We start from the raw sequence: 16,393 nt of genomic DNA on the forward strand, positions 1-16,393 counted from the left end.
TAATGAGTCAACAACACACTACCCAGTCTTCTGGCGCGGGTTTGCTTGAGCGCGTGTTTAAACTGCGCGAACACGGCACGACGGCACGCACCGAAGTGATCGCCGGTTTCACCACCTTCCTGACGATGGTCTATATCGTTTTCGTGAACCCACAAATTCTGGGCGTTGCTGGCATGGACACCAGCGCCGTCTTCGTTACGACCTGTCTTATCGCCGCCTTCGGTAGCATCCTGATGGGGCTGTTCGCTAACCTGCCGGTTGCTCTGGCACCGGCGATGGGCCTCAACGCCTTCTTCGCCTTCGTCGTGGTTCAGGCGATGGGCCTGCCGTGGCAGGTGGGCATGGGCGCTATCTTCTGGGGGGCGGTCGGTCTGCTGCTGCTGACCATTTTCCGCGTGCGTTACTGGATGATTGCCAATATCCCGGTCAGCCTGCGCGTAGGTATCACCAGCGGTATCGGCCTGTTTATTGGCATGATGGGGCTGAAAAACGCCGGTGTGATCGTGGCGAACCCGGAAACGCTGGTCAGCATCGGTAAACTCACCTCCCACAGCGTGCTGTTGGGTGTGCTGGGCTTCTTCATCATCGCGATTCTGGCCTCCCGCAATATCCACGCGGCGGTGCTGGTGTCGATTATTGTCACCACCCTGCTGGGCTGGATGCTGGGCGATGTACACTACAACGGCATCGTTTCCGCGCCGCCGAGCGTCTCCACGGTGATTGGCCATGTCGATCTGGCGGGCTCGCTGAACCTGGGCCTGGCCGGGGTGATCTTCTCCTTCATGCTGGTGAACCTGTTTGACTCCTCCGGGACGCTGATTGGCGTGACCGACAAGGCTGGTCTGGCGGATGAGAAGGGCAAATTCCCGCGCATGAAGCAGGCGCTGTTTGTGGACAGCATCTCCTCCGTGACCGGCTCCTTTATCGGTACCTCCTCTGTGACCGCCTACATCGAATCCTCTTCCGGGGTCTCCGTGGGTGGCCGTACCGGTCTGACCGCTGTCGTCGTCGGTCTGCTGTTCCTGCTGGTGATCTTCCTCTCTCCGCTGGCCGGTATGGTGCCGCCCTACGCTGCCGCAGGCGCGCTGATCTATGTCGGCGTACTGATGACCTCCAGCCTGGCGCGCGTGAAGTGGGATGACCTGACCGAAGCGGTGCCAGCGTTTATCACTGCGGTGATGATGCCGTTCAGTTTCTCCATCACCGAAGGCATTGCGCTGGGCTTTATCTCTTACTGTGTCATGAAGGCGGGGACCGGGCGCTGGCGTGAAATCAGCCCGTGCGTGATGGTCGTTGCGCTGCTGTTCATTCTGAAGATTGCGTTTATCGACGCGTAATAAAAAAAGCCCTTTTCTCAGAAAAGGGCTTTAATTTTTGTTTCTTCTTTTACGCTTTAACCCGCTGAATATACTTCCCGAACGCGCTCAGCTGTCCGCTCAGGTGATCCAGCGTGCTCTGGTCAATCACTTCACCCGTCTGCGGGTCGACCTTGTTCTGAATCACGCCACCCATAAATTCCGGCTTGTTCATTACCATCGCGTCGAGGAAGACCAGGATCTGGCGCAGATGATACTGGCAGCGCGCACCGCCAATCGCCCCCATTGAGCTGGTCTGGATCAGCACCGGCTTACCTGCCAGCGGCTGCTCCGGCAGACGAGAAAGCCAGTCGATAGCATTCTTTAAGCCACCCGGCACGGAGTAGTTATATTCCGGAGTCACAATCACCACGCCGTCTGCCTGGCGGATCTGTTCTGCCAGCGCTTCTACGGCAGCCGGAAAACCCTCTTCCTGCTGCACATCCGCGTCGTACAGCGGGATATCGCCGATCGACGGCAGGGCGCTAATTGCCATCCCTTCAGGCGCCAGCTTCGGCAGAGTGCGGGCAACCATGCCGTTAAATGAACCTTTGCGCAGGCTTCCCAGTAACGTAACAACATTCAACGTATCAGACATCACTACTCCTTCTTCATCATGATGGCCCTGCTGAAGGGTCAGGTGAGGGTAATCGCTTTCTCCGCCGGTAAACTGGTGAGCCGCATCAGGCGTGCTGCCGGCTCGTTGGCACGGGCAGGAACATCCGGCAGACCGTTCCATCCGAGGCGGCTATCGAATGACCAGATTTTTAGCCGTTCAATAACCGGGGTGACGGCAACAGACCAGATCAACACATCTTCGGCATCGCTTAAGGCTTCCACCTGCGCGGCTCTGGACGCCCGCAGACGACCGGAACCCGGTAACAGTTGCAGCAGGCTGGCGCAGTCATTGGCGTCGCCTGACAGTTTACGAATGCTCTGGCGCAGGGTAATCAGCTGTGCTCTGGCTTCGTTGGGGTCGTGCTGATTACGCACCCATAAGTTCTCGTTGCTGGACAAGGGGTAGGTGTCATGAGCGTGGGTACCATCCATGCTGCGAATGGTCCGCTGCAGCTCCATATCCAGACCGCAGTCGCCTTCCGTGGTCAGCGCCAGACCCACAATATTGCCGGCGTAGGCAATGGAAAAACGGGGGAGTTCAGGATCGGCAAAAACCGGGCGCCCTTCAGGTTCGGTAATCACGTCCGGCAGCTCGCTGGTGCCGTAAAGCATAAACATCAGTTCAGCGAGCAGCGATCGGGAGGCCAAAAATCGTGCTCGACGATGTTCCGGAAGCTTCCGCGCTTCGATATGACAGGATGGAGAGAGTCTGGTCGAAACCAGCCGCCCCTCGGTCAGCGTCCCTCTTGCAAAATGCGTTGCCATTTTTCGCTCCATGATAATGGTCAGTAGACGGGTTAAACGTTTACATCATTATCGCTTAACTTATCTACTGTTTTAATGGCTAAATGGGGGTAAGGGAAGGTTTGCAGCGGAACTTTACATTTGCTTAGCCAAAAACCGGGCAATTAGCGCAATGGAGAACCATACAGCGCCTTAATGGTTTCTCTCAGCCAGAGGATTTTAGGGTTGTGGCTGTTACGCTTATGCCAGATCAGAGTGAAGGGGACGGTGAGCTTTTGCGCCTGCGCTTCATCGATGGGGATCGGCAGGGCAACCAGCTTCCGCTGGTGGAGCTGATTATAGTGATGGCAGTAGTGCGGCGCGGTGGCAATGTAGTTATGGCCCGGCTGCGCCGCCATAAACATTGACTGCTCGAATCCGGGCAGGCTCATGGCGATATTACGCGTACGCCCCATCTCTCTCAGCACTTCATCCAGCGCCCAGGTGTCGCTCCGCTCCCAGAAGATGCTGATATGGGGATAGCGCAGGAAGGTCTCCAGATCCCACGTCTCCTGAAGGGCAGGATGGTCCTCACGCAGATAGACGCACGGACGGTCGCTGAAGAGAATTTCGTGGTCGATAAACCACGGCATCAGCTTCAGTAACTCCCGGGAGCGCGGGTGCGTTTCGCGCCCGGTAAAACCGAGATCGACCTCCCCGCGGGTAATGGCGTCCAGCGAATCGTAATCCCAGTGGCGCATCTTCACAGTCGCCTGTGGGTAACGCTGATTCACCTGTTCCAGCAGAGCGTTAAAGCGGATCAGCATCAGCGGCGTTTCCGCCGCCAGCTCAAAGGTCAGGCCGCCGGGAGAGTCATGGTGGAATTTATCGAGGATCTGGTTGCCAATCTGCATCCAGTCGGCCAGATCCTGTTCCAGACTCACCGTCAGCGGGGTGGGCAGTAGCCTCAGAGGGGTCTTCACAAACAGGGGATCGTCAAACCAGTCGCGCAGCTTCGCCAGCGATTTACTCACCGCGGACGGGGTAACGTTCATCCGTTTCGCGGCTTTGGTGACGCTGCGTTCCTGCAGCAAAAGCTGCAGGCACAACAACAGGTTAAGATCGAGACTGCTGAGGGGCTTCTTCATGATGTGCTGCGGGCCGGATGACCATAAGTAGGGTGATGCCGAGCATGCTACAGCCAATCAGAACCCCGATCAGCATATTCAGTGCATTCAGCCCGATTATCGCCGCCAGCCAAATCCACAGCGACGAGCCGCAGACCTGAGTAATACCCAGCACCGAGCTTGCCACTCCCGCTCGCAGCGCAAACGGGCCTAATGCCTGGCTCATCGCCACACCAAACCCCATTGAGAACCTGGCGCAAACCAGAGTGATACCCGCCAGCATCAAGGTTGGGGAACTGGCTGTCGCCAGCACCACGCCCGCCGCCAGGAACAGCACCTGGGAGGACAGCATCAGCGTACGTTGACTGAAGATATTCAGCGCAAACGGCGCCGAGAAGGAGACGGCCATGCTGACCAGCGCGGTTAACGCCATTACTGTGGAATACTCGCCGCGATCGAAACCCATGATTTCCATTAATAATAACGGGGAAGCGTTTACATAGGTCAGGATCACCGCCACGCTCAGGGTGGTGATCAGCAGCCGGCTGATGAAGAAGCGGTTAAGCAGCGTCTCCTCCGGCGGAACCGACGCGGTGTGAGTATGGTTTTGCGCTCCTGGATGGGTCTCTTTCAGCACCGCGATAGAGAGGATAAAGACCAGCATTCCCATCGCCGCCATGGCCCAGAAGAGGCTCTGCCACGGGAATTGCAGCATGATCAGGTAGCCCACCACCGGCGCCAGCACCGGAATAATACAGGTGATACCGTTTATCATGGAGAGCACCTTGGCGCGTCGCTGGGTGCTTAAGGTGTCACGCAAAATCGCAAACGCCACCACGTAGCAGCCGCCCGCGCCGATGCCCTGAATAAAGCGCCCGGCCAGAAACAGCGTACTCTCCTGCGCCAGAGAACAGAGTACCGATGCCAGGGCAAATATCACAGCCCCGGTAATGGCGACGGGCTGACGCCCGGCTTTATCGGCAATCTTCCCGGCAAACACCATCGATGACGCCATCCCCGCGAGGTAGGCTGAAAACGCGATATGCAGCTGCGCTTCGCTGGCGCCCAGATCGCGGGCGATATGCGGCAGCCCCACCAGATACATATCAATGCCCGATGGATAAAGCAGCACCAGCGCAAAACTACAAAACAGAAAACGAGCCATAAACCCCCCATAAATGCAGGCATGAAGCATAGGGGGAGAAGAGAGGTTTAGCGAGTTGCCATTTGGACAAAGGTGATTTCCTGGCAGGAAAGCCACCTCAGCGAGAGGTGGCTTACGGGTATGCAGGCAGGATCAACCAAAGCGCGGCAGGAAATTAAAAGTATTACCGAACCAGCAAAAAATGACCACGACACCGAAGAGGATCACCATGAAAGGGATCACCATCCCTCCCCAGACGGTGAACATCTTATCCGGGAATTTCTGTCTCGCTTTCAACGCGAGCAGGGCCGGGACAATGACCGCCCATAGGGTTGCACATAACCCGGCACCGCCAATTCCGTAGATAAAGCCGTTCGGGAAGATAAGGTAGAGCAAAGTGGGCGGCAGGAAGGTCAGCATGATCGTCTTCAGACGACCGGAGGGGGAATTATCCAGTTTAAAGAGGTCGGCAAGATAATCGAACAAGCCTAGCGTGACGCCAAAGAAGGAGCTGGCGACGGCTAAATTGGAGAAAACCAGTAAACAAAATTCGATGACCCCATGCTGCCGGGTGCCAAGGAAAGATTTCACCAGCGAATCGACGTTGCCCCCTGACGAGATGATCTCGTTGAAGCTGTCGCGGGTGATATTCCCCATCGTGCAATACAACCAGAACAGATAGATAAAAAGCGCCAGCAGCGAGCCAAACACAAGGCTTTTGATCAGCTTATCTTTCCGCTTCCCATAGCAGATGATCAGGCTGGGAATGTTGCCATGAAAACCAAACGATGCCAGGCAGACGGGCAGGGCCATAAAGATATAGGGGAAGTAGGTGGTATTGCTGGCAGAGGTAACGTTGCTGTCTCTTAATATCGAGTAATCAACCTGAAAGAAAAATGACCCAAAAACAACGATAAAGGCGATGATCTTAATGCCTAAAAACAGCGAGGTGATCCTGCTGGCGGCTAATGAGCTGAACCACAACACCGCCGCGACAAAGAGCGCCGTACTGACACCCACAATGCGCGGGTTCATATGGGTGCCCTGATTCATGGCGATGGTTTCACTTATGATTGCGCCGTTGGCCGAAATATAGGCATAGGTCAGGATATAAAGCACAAAGGCGACCGTGAAACCACTTACGATATTCCATTTATTGCCAAGCAGATCTTTGGTGACCGTATTAAAACTTGAACCGACAGGATAGTTTAAATTCGCTTCCAGCAATAACAACCCGGAGTGAAGCATTGAAAACCAGGCGATAATTAAAATAAACGCACCCCAAAAAAACCATGCCCCTGCCAGATCCACGGGTAAAGCAAACATCCCCCCGCCAATAACGGTACCTGCTATAACCATGACACCCCAAACCGAAGAGTGTTTAGTCTCTAATTCTAAAGCATTATCCATGGTGCCCCCATCAATTATGGTAAGCCTGATGTTATTGATATATTTACTTTGCGGGTGGCTAACATTATTTAACCACCCGGGGACAGAAGGTTAAACTTCTTTGAGTTTTGCAGTGAAGTGGCGTAATACTTTAGGTTCGTAGGTGAAGGTTAATCCTTTTATATTCTTCGCATTTTCTTTAACGTGTTTAAAGGCTTCGACGATGAAATCCATATGCGATTGCGTGTAGGTTGCGCGTGGAATGGTTAAACGCAGCAGCTCTGCCGGGCAAGGTAATTGTTTACCGGTTTTCGGATCGCGGCCTAATAAAAACGAACCGATTTCCACTGCACGAATACCCGCCACTTTATAGAGCTCACAGGCCAGCGCCTGCGCCGGGAACTGTTCTGCTGGAATGTGCGGCAATAACTAACCCGCATCCACAAAGGCAGCATGGCCCCCTGCCTGCTGGCAAACCACCCCGATGGCTTCCAGGCCGTCAACCAGGTACTGCACCTGATTAATCCGGTACGCCAGCCAGTCCTGGCCCATGCCGTCATGCAGGCCGACAGCCAGACGCTCCATTGCGCCACCTTCAAGGCCACCGTAAGTCGGGAACCCCTCCTGGACAACGCACAACGTTCTGCACTCGGTGTAGACGTCGAAGTAGTCATCGTTTTTGATGCACAGCAACCCGCCCATTGGCACCATGGCATCTTTCTTGGCGGACATCGCCAGCATATCCGCGTACTTGTAGGTTTCCCGGGTTATTTCCGCGATAGTCCAGTCTTTATATTCCGCTTCGCGTTTTTGAATAAAGTAGGCGTTTTCTGCGAAGCGCGCAGAATCCATGACCACCGGGATATCGTATTTTCTGGCAATCGCATACATCGCCTTCAGGTTCGCCAGCGACACTGGCTGCCCACCGGCGGAGTTACTGGTGATGGTTGCGACAATATAAGGCACGTTACTCGGCCCCACCTCTTCGATGCCGTTTTCCAGACCCTGCAGGTCAAAGTTGCCTTTAAAATCGTAACGGACGCCGGTATCGAATGCTTCCTTAATATAGACGTTGCGCACGGTGCAGCCATTTATCTGGCTATGACCCTGTGTGGTATCAAAAAAGTAGTTAGAGAAGGCGACCATTTTTGTGCGGTCTAATCCCTTCTCCTGCTCGCGTTTTTTGATTAACACAGGAATATAGATCTGCTCCGCGCCGCGCCCCTGATGGGTCGGGATAGTATATTGATAGCCGAAAATCTCCTTCACCGCGTCAGACAGCGCGTAGTAACTCCGGCTTCCACTGTAGGCTTCGTCACCGCGCAACATGGCGGCCTGCATATTTTGTGTGACCGCGCCGGTGCCGCTGTCGGTCAGTAAATCAATAAATACGTCTTCGCTATCCAGCAGGAAAGGGTTCATCCCCGATTTAATAATAGCGTTTTCGCGATGCTCCCTTGTGGTGCGTTTAACCGGCTCAATAACTCTGATGCGAAATGGTTCTGGTAAATGTTTGAAGTTTTCCATTATATCATTCCTGTTTTTATCGCAGCGGTGCTGGTGGCTATTTTAATAACCATTAATACAGGCATGCCCGGACCTGCCATACCGCTACGCAAACGGGAGAATATATTCCACCGACAGAGACGTGCAGAGGCACAATTGCAGCCTTACGGGCGCAATAATTTCAGGCATACCGGATAAATAGAGTGTTAATCTATTCAGGTTGCATAGAGAATGAGAAGCGAAGGGAGATTAAGGATGGTGATTGACAATTTTATTGTCAATATTGAACCACTTAGATGTGATATATGTATTTAAGATAATCATCATTGATTTATCCTCATTAGACACGCTACTACACTATTCGAATGAGAATATTTGTCTATGCGCGATGATATTAATTGTGATTGTAATCACAGAGAATATAACAGGCGTATTTGGTATTTATTCCGGTAATATGGGAAAAGAAAAAGCCGCAATAACAGCGATGCTATTGCGGCTTTTTGCAGTTAACTGCAACGGGTTTATTTCCCGATGCAGAAGCTGGAGAAGATGCGACCCAGCAGATCATCCGAGGTAAACTCCCCGGTGATCTCGCTTAACGCCTGCTGCGCCAGGCGCAGCTCTTCTGCCAGCAACTCTCCGGCCCAGGCGCCGAGCAGCTGGGCTTTACCCTGATCCAGATGCTGTGCCGCCTCTTCCAGCGCCTGCAGATGGCGACGACGGGCGAGGAAGCCGCCCTCCATGCTGGTATCAAAGCCCATGCTCTGCTTCAGATGGTTGCGCAGCTCATCCACGCCCTCGCCGGTACGTGCCGACAGACGGATAAGTGAGTGACCATTCACATCGCTGATACCCAGCGTTTCGCCGGTAACGTCCGCTTTGTTGCGCACCACGGTGATCGGCAGTTTTGCCGGCAGGCGGGCGATAAAGTCCGGCCAAATCTCGGCAGGGTCAACGGCGGCGGTGGTAGTCCCGTCGACCATAAACAGCACCCGGTCGGCCTGCTCGATCTCCTGCCAGGCGCGCTCGATACCGATACGCTCCACTTCGTCACTGGCATCGCGTAAGCCCGCGGTGTCGATGATATGCAGCGGCATACCGTCGATATGAATATGCTCCCGCAGCACGTCGCGGGTGGTGCCGGCTATGTCGGTGACAATCGCCGCTTCACGCCCCGCCAGGGCATTCAGCAGGCTCGATTTCCCGGCGTTCGGACGCCCGGCAATGACCACCTTCATCCCTTCGCGCAGCAGGCTGCCCTGACGCGCCTCGGCGCGTACCGCGTTGAGATCGTTCATCACTTCGTTAAGCTGGGCTTCGATTTTGCCATCGGAGAGGAAGTCGATCTCCTCATCCGGAAAATCAATGGCTGCTTCCACGTAGATGCGCAGGTGAGTAAGTGCTTCCACCAGATGGTTAACGCGCGCGGAAAAGGCGCCCTGCAGCGAGTTCAGCGCCGAACGCGCGGCCTGTTCGGAGCTGGCGTCGATCAGGTCGGCAATCGCCTCGGCTTGCGCCAGATCGAGCTTATCGTTGAGGAAGGCGCGTTCGGAGAACTCGCCCGGCTTCGCGATACGCAGGCCCGGCAGGGTCAGAATGCGTTTTAGCAGCAGGTCGAGGATCACCGGCCCGCCGTGGCCCTGCAGTTCGAGCACGTCTTCACCGGTAAAGGAGTTCGGGCCCGGGAACCAGAGTGCGATGCCCTGATCCAGCGCCGTTCCGTCGCTATCTTTAAAGGGAAGATAATCGGCATAGCGTGGCTTTGGCAGTTTACCCAGCACCGCTTCTGCCACCTCGCGCGCCTTCAGGCCGGAGATACGCAGAATGCCCACACCACCGCGTCCCGGTGGGGTTGCCTGGGCGACGATAGTGTCGTTATGGCTCATGGTTTGTCTCTTCTTAACGCAATAAAAAAGGCGGTCTGATGACCGCCTTTATTTTAGCTACAGCCTACTTGGGATCAGGAGCTTTTCTTTTCGCGGCTATGCAGGCCACGTTTTTCCAGACCACGGTAGATCAGCTGTTGCTGAAGGATGGTTACCAGGTTGCTGACGATATAGTACAGCACCAGACCTGACGGGAACCACAGGAAGAACACGGTGAAGATGACCGGCATAAAAGTCATGATCTTCTGCTGCATCGGGTCGGTCACGGTGGTCGGCGACATCTTCTGGATGAAGAACATCGTCACGCCCATCAGGATCGGCAGGATGTAGTACGGGTCCTGTGCGGAAAGGTCATGGATCCACAGCGCGAACGGCGCGTGGCGCAGCTCAACGGAGCCCATCAGCATGTAGTAGAGCGCAAGGAAGATAGGCATCTGGATCAGCAGCGGGAAGCAGCCACCCAGCGGGTTCACTTTCTCGGCTTTGTACAGAGCCATCATCTCCTGGCTCTGACGCTGTTTATCATCGCCCAGACGCTCACGCATCGCCTGAATCTTCGGCTGCAGCATACGCATCTTCGCCATGGAGGTGTACTGCGCTTTGGTCAGCGGGTACATGATGCCACGAACGATAAAGGTGATAACGATGATGGAGAAGCCCCAGTTACCCAGGAAGCTGTGGATCCACTTCAGCAGCTTGAACAGCGGCTGAGAGATGAACCACAACCAACCGTAGTCTACGGTCAGGTCCAGGTGCGGCGCCACGGCAGCCATTTTGTCCTGGATTTCCGGGCCGACCCACAGGGTGCTGGTCAGTGTACCGGTTTGACCCGGCTGAACCAGAACCGGCTGAGACTTATAGCCGATAGCGGCAACACCGTTACCCAGGTTCGCGGTATAGAAGTTGTTGGTACCGTCGTTATTCGGGATCCACGCGGTAGCGAAATACTGCTGCAGCATCGCAACCCAGCCGCCTTTGGAGCTGACGTTCAGGTTTTCGTTATCGGCGATGGTGTCGAACTTGTATTTCTCGTATTTCGCATCCGGCGTAGAGTACGCTGCGCCGCGGAAGGTGTGCAGCGCGAAGTTGCTGCTACCGGTGTCGCGGTGCGACGGCAGATTGATGGACTGCTTCAGCTGACCAAAGGTCGACACTTCCAGCGGCTTCGCACCGGCGTTCTGTACGTTATAGCCCACGTTTACCGCAAACTCACCGCGTTTCAGGGTGAAGGTTTTGGTGAAGGTGTTACCCGCGGCGTCGGTGTAGGTCAGCGGAATGGTGATTTCGTTCTGACCATCAGCCAGCACAAAGGTATCGCTATCTACGTTATAGAGCGGACGCGCACCGTTAGCCGGGTTATCCGGGCCATCACGACCGGTCAGGCCGCTCTGTGCCTGATAGATAAACTCAGGCGTGGTTTCCAGCAGTTGGAAAGGTTCGGAAGACTTCAGCTCTTTCGGGTAGGTCAACAGCAGCGCCTGCTCAATATCACCACCACGGGTGTTGATAGTCAGCTCAAGCACATCGGTCTTAACCGTAATCTGTTTCCCCTGGCCACTGGCCGGTACGCCCTGGTCGGCGGCGCTACCCGCTGCGGTGGTCGTTGTCTGCGTGACCTGCTGCTGAGGTTGAGGATTTTTGTCCTGCTCCCAAGCCTGGAAGATCATGAAAGACACGAACAACAAAGCGATGATAAGAAGATTGCGTTGCGAATCCATCGTTAGTGTTCTCTGGTATCAAAAGGTCCTGGAGGGACGGGGTCGTCTCCACCTGGGTGTAAAGGGTGGCATTTTAATACGCGTTTCACCGTCAACCAACTGCCTTTTATCACTCCAAACCTGCGCAATGCCTCAATTCCGTATTGCGAACAGGTCGGTCTGAAACGACAGTGTGGCCCGAGTAGCGGACTAATCAGGCGTTGATAGACCCGGATAAGGCCGATCAGGACCCGTGAGCCAGGCGACAGTGGCGGCGCCATAATTTTTCCAACGCTTCCGAGAGAGCACGGTTATCGAGGTCGGCAACCCCTTTTTTAGCCACCACCACGAAATCCATAGAAGGCAGTTCATGTTGACGTAAACGGAAGCTTTCACGCGTCAGACGTTTAATCCGATTGCGTTCATGCGCACGCTTAACGTTTTTCTTGGCGACAGTGAGACCGATACGGGGATGCCCCAGCGAATTTTGGCGGCCGAGAATGGTGATTTGCGGCGTGCCAGCCCGTTGTGGCTGCTGGAAGACGAAAGTGAAATGAGTGGGAGTTAACAAACGTAACTCCCTGGGAAATGCTAGCTTAACCACTCAGGGGTTAGCTTAATTACTTGGAAACGGTCAGACGTGAACGGCCTTTAGCACGACGACGTGCCAGAACCTGACGACCATTTTTAGTAGCCATACGAGCACGGAAGCCGTGAGAACGGTTGCGCTTCAGTACAGACGGTTGAAAAGTGCGTTTCATGGCGATTTCTACCTAAACTTGAATAAATTCAATGACTTTTTGTGGAGTCCGAACGAATAACGAACGATGGACGCCGAAGCCATGGGTGATTAAAGAGGCCGGATTGTAATAATTGTACACTCCGGAGTCAATTCTCTTTCCTTATTTCCCGCGTCTTTCCGCACGTTTTTAGCGTGCAAATTGAGCAGCGTCAGACGCAGGAAATCGAGTCCCACGCGCCGGGTGGGGAATTATACGGGCTCCAGGGCAAATCGCAAGGATCGTCCAGGATCTTCGTTAGATCATTTAAGCAAAAAATTATCGCTACTCATTAATTTTTCCAATATGCGGCCTAAATCGCGGGGTCGCTTCGCCAGGATCGTTTACACTTACCCCGTTTCGATCCTCCTGTGGATAAATCGGGAAGAAACTGTGAGAAACAGAAGATCTCTGGCTCAGTTTAGGCTATGATCCGCGGTCCTGATCGCGATCCCAGGATCCAGAGCAGGTAAAAAAACCGCAGATAGCGGTTCGCACGTCCCCCTAAACGCCGGGTTCTTTCGACGTGTGTCAACAATCACGACTATTCAATAGCTTTCTTTTTATGTTCGAGTGGAGTCCGCCGTGTCACTTTCGCTTTGGCAGCAGTGTCTTGCCCGATTGCAGGATGAGTTACCAGCCACAGAATTCAGTATGTGGATCCGCCCGTTGCAGGCGGAACTGAGCGATAACACGCTGGCTTTGTATGCGCCAAACCGTTTTGTGCTCGATTGGGTCAGGGACAAATACCTCAATAATATCAACGGACTGCTAAACGAATTTTGCGGTGCCGATGCCCCACAGCTGCGTTTTGAAGTGGGCACTAAACCGGTCACCCAAACCCTTAAAGAGACCGTTAACGTCGCCGCTGCGCCCGCGCAGACCGCGCAGGTTCAGATGCCGCGCGTCGCCCCTGCGCCGCGTGCGGGTTGGGATAACGTCCCGGCACCGGCAGAGCCGACCTACCGCTCTAACGTTAACGTCAAACACACCTTTGATAACTTCGTCGAAGGTAAATCGAACCAGCTGGCCCGCGCGGCAGCGCGCCAGGTGGCAGATAACCCGGGCGGCGCCTATAACCCGCTGTTCCTTTATGGCGGTACCGGCCTGGGTAAAACGCACCTGCTGCATGCGGTAGGCAATGGCATCATGGCGCGTAAGCCCAATGCCAAAGTGGTGTATATGCACTCCGAGCGCTTCGTTCAGGACATGGTAAAAGCCCTGCAAAACAACGCGATCGAAGAGTTTAAACGCTACTACCGTTCCGTTGATGCGCTGCTGATCGATGACATCCAGTTCTTTGCCAATAAAGAACGATCCCAGGAAGAGTTCTTCCACACCTTCAATGCGCTGCTGGAAGGCAATCAGCAGATCATTTTGACCTCGGATCGCTATCCAAAAGAGATTAACGGGGTTGAAGATCGTCTGAAATCGCGCTTCGGCTGGGGCCTGACCGTGGCGATCGAGCCACCGGAGCTGGAAACCCGCGTGGCGATCCTGATGAAAAAGGCCGACGAGAACGACATTCGTCTGCCGGGCGAGGTGGCGTTCTTTATCGCCAAGCGTCTGCGTTCCAACGTTCGTGAGCTGGAAGGCGCACTGAACCGCGTGATCGCTAACGCCAACTTTACCGGACGGGCGATCACCATCGATTTCGTGCGTGAGGCGCTGCGCGATCTGCTGGCGCTGCAGGAAAAACTGGTCACCATCGACAATATTCAGAAGACGGTGGCGGAGTACTACAAAATTAAAGTGGCAGATTTGCTGTCTAAACGTCGTTCCCGCTCGGTGGCGAGACCGCGTCAGATGGCGATGGCGCTGGCAAAGGAATTAACCAACCACAGTCTGCCGGAGATCGGCGATGCGTTTGGTGGCCGTGACCATACCACCGTGCTGCACGCCTGCCGTAAGATCGAGCAGCTGCGTGAAGAAAGCCACGACATAAAAGAAGACTTCTCCAATTTAATCAGAACATTATCATCGTGATGCTATGAAATTTACCGTTGAACGTGAACATTTATTAAAACCGCTGCAACAGGTGAGTGGCCCATTAGGCGGCCGCCCGACGCTGCCTATTCTTGGTAACCTGCTGCTGCAGGTGGCAGACGGCACGCTGTCGCTGACCGGGACCGATCTCGAGATGGAAATGGTCGCACGTGTGACGCTTTCTCAGCCTCACGAAGCGGGCGCAACCACCGTTCCGGCGCGTAAGTTCTTTGATATCTGCCGCGGACTGCCTGAAGGGGCAGAGATTGCCGTGCAGCTGGAAGGCGACCGTATGCTGGTGCGCTCTGGCCGCAGCCGTTTCTCGCTCTCCACGCTGCCTGCTGCTGACTTCCCGAACCTGGACGACTGGCAGAGTGAAGTCGAATTCACCCTGCCACAAGCCACCATGAAGCGTCTGATTGAAGCCACCCAGTTCTCTATGGCGCATCAGGACGTTCGCTACTACTTAAACGGCATGCTGTTCGAAACCGAAGGGGAAGAGCTGCGTACCGTTGCCACCGACGGCCACCGCCTGGCGGTCTGCTCCATGCCGGTTGGCGTGACGCTGCCGAACCATTCGGTAATCGTACCGCGTAAAGGCGTGATTGAGCTGATGCGTATGCTCGACGGCGGCGAAACCCCGCTGCGCGTGCAGATTGGCAGCAACAACATCCGCGCCCACGTGGGCGACTTCATCTTTACCTCCAAGCTGGTAGATGGCCGCTTCCCGGATTATCGCCGCGTATTGCCGAAGAACCCGGACAAAACGCTGGAAGCGGGCTGCGATATCCTCAAGCAGGCCTTTGCCCGCGCGGCAATCCTCTCCAACGAGAAATTCCGCGGCGTGCGTCTGTACGTGAGCGAAAACCAGCTGAAGATCACGGCCAACAACCCGGAACAGGAAGAGGCCGAAGAGATTCTGGATGTCACCTATGCCGCAGGCACCGAGATGGAAATCGGCTTTAACGTCAGTTACGTGCTGGATGTGCTGAACGCGCTGAAGTGCGAGAACGTGCGTATTCTGCTGACCGACTCCGTGTCGAGCGTACAAATTGAAGATGCCGCATCCCAGTCGGCTGCTTATGTTGTCATGCCAATGAGACTGTAATGTCGCTCACCCGCCTGTTGATCCGCGACTTTCGCAATATCGAAAGCGCGGATCTTGCTTTATCCCCCGGCTTTAACTTCCTGGTTGGCGCCAACGGCAGCGGCAAAACCAGCGTGCTGGAAGCCATCTATACGCTCGGCCATGGCCGGGCGTTTCGCAGTTTGCAGATTGGCCGCGTCATTCGCCACGAGCAGGACGCGTTTGTGCTTCATGGCCGTTTACGGGGCGAAGAACACGAGACCGCCATCGGCCTGACCAAAGACAAGCACGGTGACAGCAAGGTACGCATCGACGGCACCGACGGGCACAAAGTGGCCGAGCTGGCGCTGCTGATGCCCATGCAGCTAATCACCCCCGAGGGGTTTACTTTACTCAATGGCGGCCCCAAATACAGAAGAGCCTTCCTCGACTGGGGATGCTTCCATAACGAAGCGGGCTTCTTTACCGCCTGGAGCAACCTCAAGCGGCTGCTGAAACAGCGCAATGCCGCGCTGCGCCAGGTGACCCGCTACGCCCAACTGCGGGCGTGGGATAAAGAGTTGATCCCGCTGGCGGAGCAGATTAGCCGCTGGCGTGCGGAGTACAGCGTCGGGATCGCGGAAGACATGGCGGACACCTGCCAGCAGTTTTTACCCGAGTTCTCCCTGAGCTTCTCCTTCCAGCGCGGCTGGGAGAAAGAGACAGATTATGCCGAGGTGCTGGAGCGAAGCTTCGAGCGCGATCGCATGCTGACCTACACCGCGCATGGCCCGCACAAGGCGGATTTCCGCATTCGTGCCGATGGCGCGCCGGTGGAAGACACCTTATCACGCGGGCAGCTCAAACTCCTGATGTGCGCGCTGCGCCTGGCGCAGGGCGAGTTCTTAACCCGTGAAAGCGGGCGACGTTGCCTGTACCTGATAGATGATTTTGCCTCGGAACTTGACGATGCGCGGCGCGGGTTGCTTGCCAGCCGCTTAAAAGCCACGCAGTCGCAGGTTTTCGTCAGCGCGATTAGCGCTGAACACGTAATAGACATGTCGGACGAAAATTCGAAGATGTTTAACGTGGAAAAGGGTAAAATAACGGATTAACC

15 protein-coding genes and 2 pseudogenes are annotated in these 16,393 nt (G+C 55.1%); 4 read left to right on the top strand and 13 right to left on the bottom strand.

Annotated features, from left to right (window positions below; translation table 11 throughout):
• Positions 1-2 precede the first annotated feature (2 nt).
• A complete protein-coding gene (gene adeP / locus C3406_RS18600) occupies positions 3-1,337 on the top strand; it encodes an adenine permease AdeP (protein ID WP_139156311.1) in 1,335 nt (444 codons plus the stop codon).
• Positions 1,338-1,386: 49 nt separating this feature from the next.
• Here the strand turns inward: adeP and C3406_RS18605 are convergent, their stop codons facing one another.
• From C3406_RS18605 to C3406_RS26910, 13 genes and pseudogenes are all read right to left on the bottom strand, one after another.
• Entirely contained in the window at positions 1,387-1,953 is a 567-nt protein-coding gene (locus tag C3406_RS18605) for an NADPH-dependent FMN reductase (RefSeq protein WP_103824242.1), read from the bottom strand.
• A 38-nt stretch (positions 1,954-1,991) separates the two neighbouring features.
• Positions 1,992-2,738, bottom strand: a complete 747-nt coding sequence (locus C3406_RS18610) for a 4'-phosphopantetheinyl transferase family protein (protein ID WP_103824243.1) — start codon at positions 2,736-2,738, stop codon at positions 1,992-1,994.
• 143 nt (positions 2,739-2,881) lie between these two features.
• Positions 2,882-3,844 carry an HTH-type transcriptional regulator YidZ gene (gene yidZ, locus C3406_RS18615; protein ID WP_103824244.1) on the bottom strand — a complete coding sequence of 321 codons (963 nt, stop codon included), beginning with the start codon at positions 3,842-3,844 and terminating at the stop codon, positions 2,882-2,884.
• Positions 3,813-4,988 (bottom strand): MFS transporter, encoded by a 1,176-nt coding sequence (locus C3406_RS18620; protein ID WP_103824245.1) that lies wholly within the window; start codon positions 4,986-4,988, stop codon positions 3,813-3,815. Before C3406_RS18620 ends, yidZ begins: the two co-directional genes overlap by 32 nt.
• 132 nt (positions 4,989-5,120) lie before the next feature.
• Complete coding sequence (tnaB, locus tag C3406_RS18625; protein ID WP_103824246.1) at positions 5,121-6,377, bottom strand: low affinity tryptophan permease TnaB; 1,257 nt, start codon at positions 6,375-6,377, stop codon at positions 5,121-5,123.
• Between the two features lie 90 nt (positions 6,378-6,467).
• Positions 6,468-7,883 (bottom strand): annotated as a pseudogene (gene tnaA / locus C3406_RS18630) (tryptophanase).
• 228 nt (positions 7,884-8,111) lie between these two features.
• A complete protein-coding gene (gene tnaC, locus C3406_RS26905; protein WP_350028380.1) occupies positions 8,112-8,189 on the bottom strand; it encodes a tryptophanase leader peptide in 78 nt (25 codons plus the stop codon).
• 194 nt (positions 8,190-8,383) lie between these two features.
• Positions 8,384-9,748 carry a tRNA uridine-5-carboxymethylaminomethyl(34) synthesis GTPase MnmE gene (gene mnmE / locus C3406_RS18640; protein ID WP_103824247.1) on the bottom strand — a complete coding sequence of 455 codons (1,365 nt, stop codon included), beginning with the start codon at positions 9,746-9,748 and terminating at the stop codon, positions 8,384-8,386.
• Positions 9,749-9,822: 74 nt separating this feature from the next.
• Positions 9,823-11,466: a membrane protein insertase YidC gene (yidC, locus tag C3406_RS18645; protein ID WP_103824248.1), complete on the bottom strand. Its 1,644-nt coding sequence runs from the start codon at positions 11,464-11,466 to the stop codon at positions 9,823-9,825.
• Positions 11,467-11,468: 2 nt separating this feature from the next.
• On the bottom strand, positions 11,469-11,726 hold the full coding sequence (yidD, locus tag C3406_RS18650; protein WP_072036746.1) for a membrane protein insertion efficiency factor YidD: 258 nt from the start codon (positions 11,724-11,726) through the stop codon (positions 11,469-11,471).
• Positions 11,690-12,049, bottom strand: a complete 360-nt coding sequence (gene rnpA / locus C3406_RS18655; RefSeq protein WP_014072458.1) for a ribonuclease P protein component — start codon at positions 12,047-12,049, stop codon at positions 11,690-11,692. Before rnpA ends, yidD begins: the two co-directional genes overlap by 37 nt.
• Before the next feature lie 16 nt (positions 12,050-12,065).
• Positions 12,066-12,206, bottom strand: coding sequence for a 50S ribosomal protein L34 (gene rpmH, locus C3406_RS18660; protein WP_003849659.1), 141 nt, complete (start codon positions 12,204-12,206; stop codon positions 12,066-12,068).
• A gap of 230 nt (positions 12,207-12,436) precedes the next feature.
• Positions 12,437-12,487 (bottom strand): annotated as a pseudogene (locus C3406_RS26910) (hypothetical protein); the annotation flags it as partial.
• 322 nt (positions 12,488-12,809) lie between these two features.
• Between C3406_RS26910 and dnaA the strand changes: the two are divergent.
• From dnaA to recF, 3 genes are read left to right on the top strand one after another with little or no spacing between them, the layout of a single operon-like run.
• Complete coding sequence (dnaA, locus tag C3406_RS18670; RefSeq protein ID WP_103177629.1) at positions 12,810-14,210, top strand: chromosomal replication initiator protein DnaA; 1,401 nt, start codon at positions 12,810-12,812, stop codon at positions 14,208-14,210.
• Positions 14,211-14,214: 4 nt separating this feature from the next.
• Positions 14,215-15,318: a DNA polymerase III subunit beta gene (gene dnaN, locus C3406_RS18675; protein WP_103177630.1), complete on the top strand. Its 1,104-nt coding sequence runs from the start codon at positions 14,215-14,217 to the stop codon at positions 15,316-15,318.
• Positions 15,318-16,391: a DNA replication/repair protein RecF gene (gene recF / locus C3406_RS18680; protein WP_103824249.1), complete on the top strand. Its 1,074-nt coding sequence runs from the start codon at positions 15,318-15,320 to the stop codon at positions 16,389-16,391. Before dnaN ends, recF begins: the two co-directional genes overlap by 1 nt.
• Positions 16,392-16,393 lie beyond the last annotated feature (2 nt).

This window comes from Leclercia sp. LSNIH8 (genome assembly GCF_002920195.1).
Lineage (GTDB): Bacteria > Pseudomonadota > Gammaproteobacteria > Enterobacterales > Enterobacteriaceae > Enterobacter.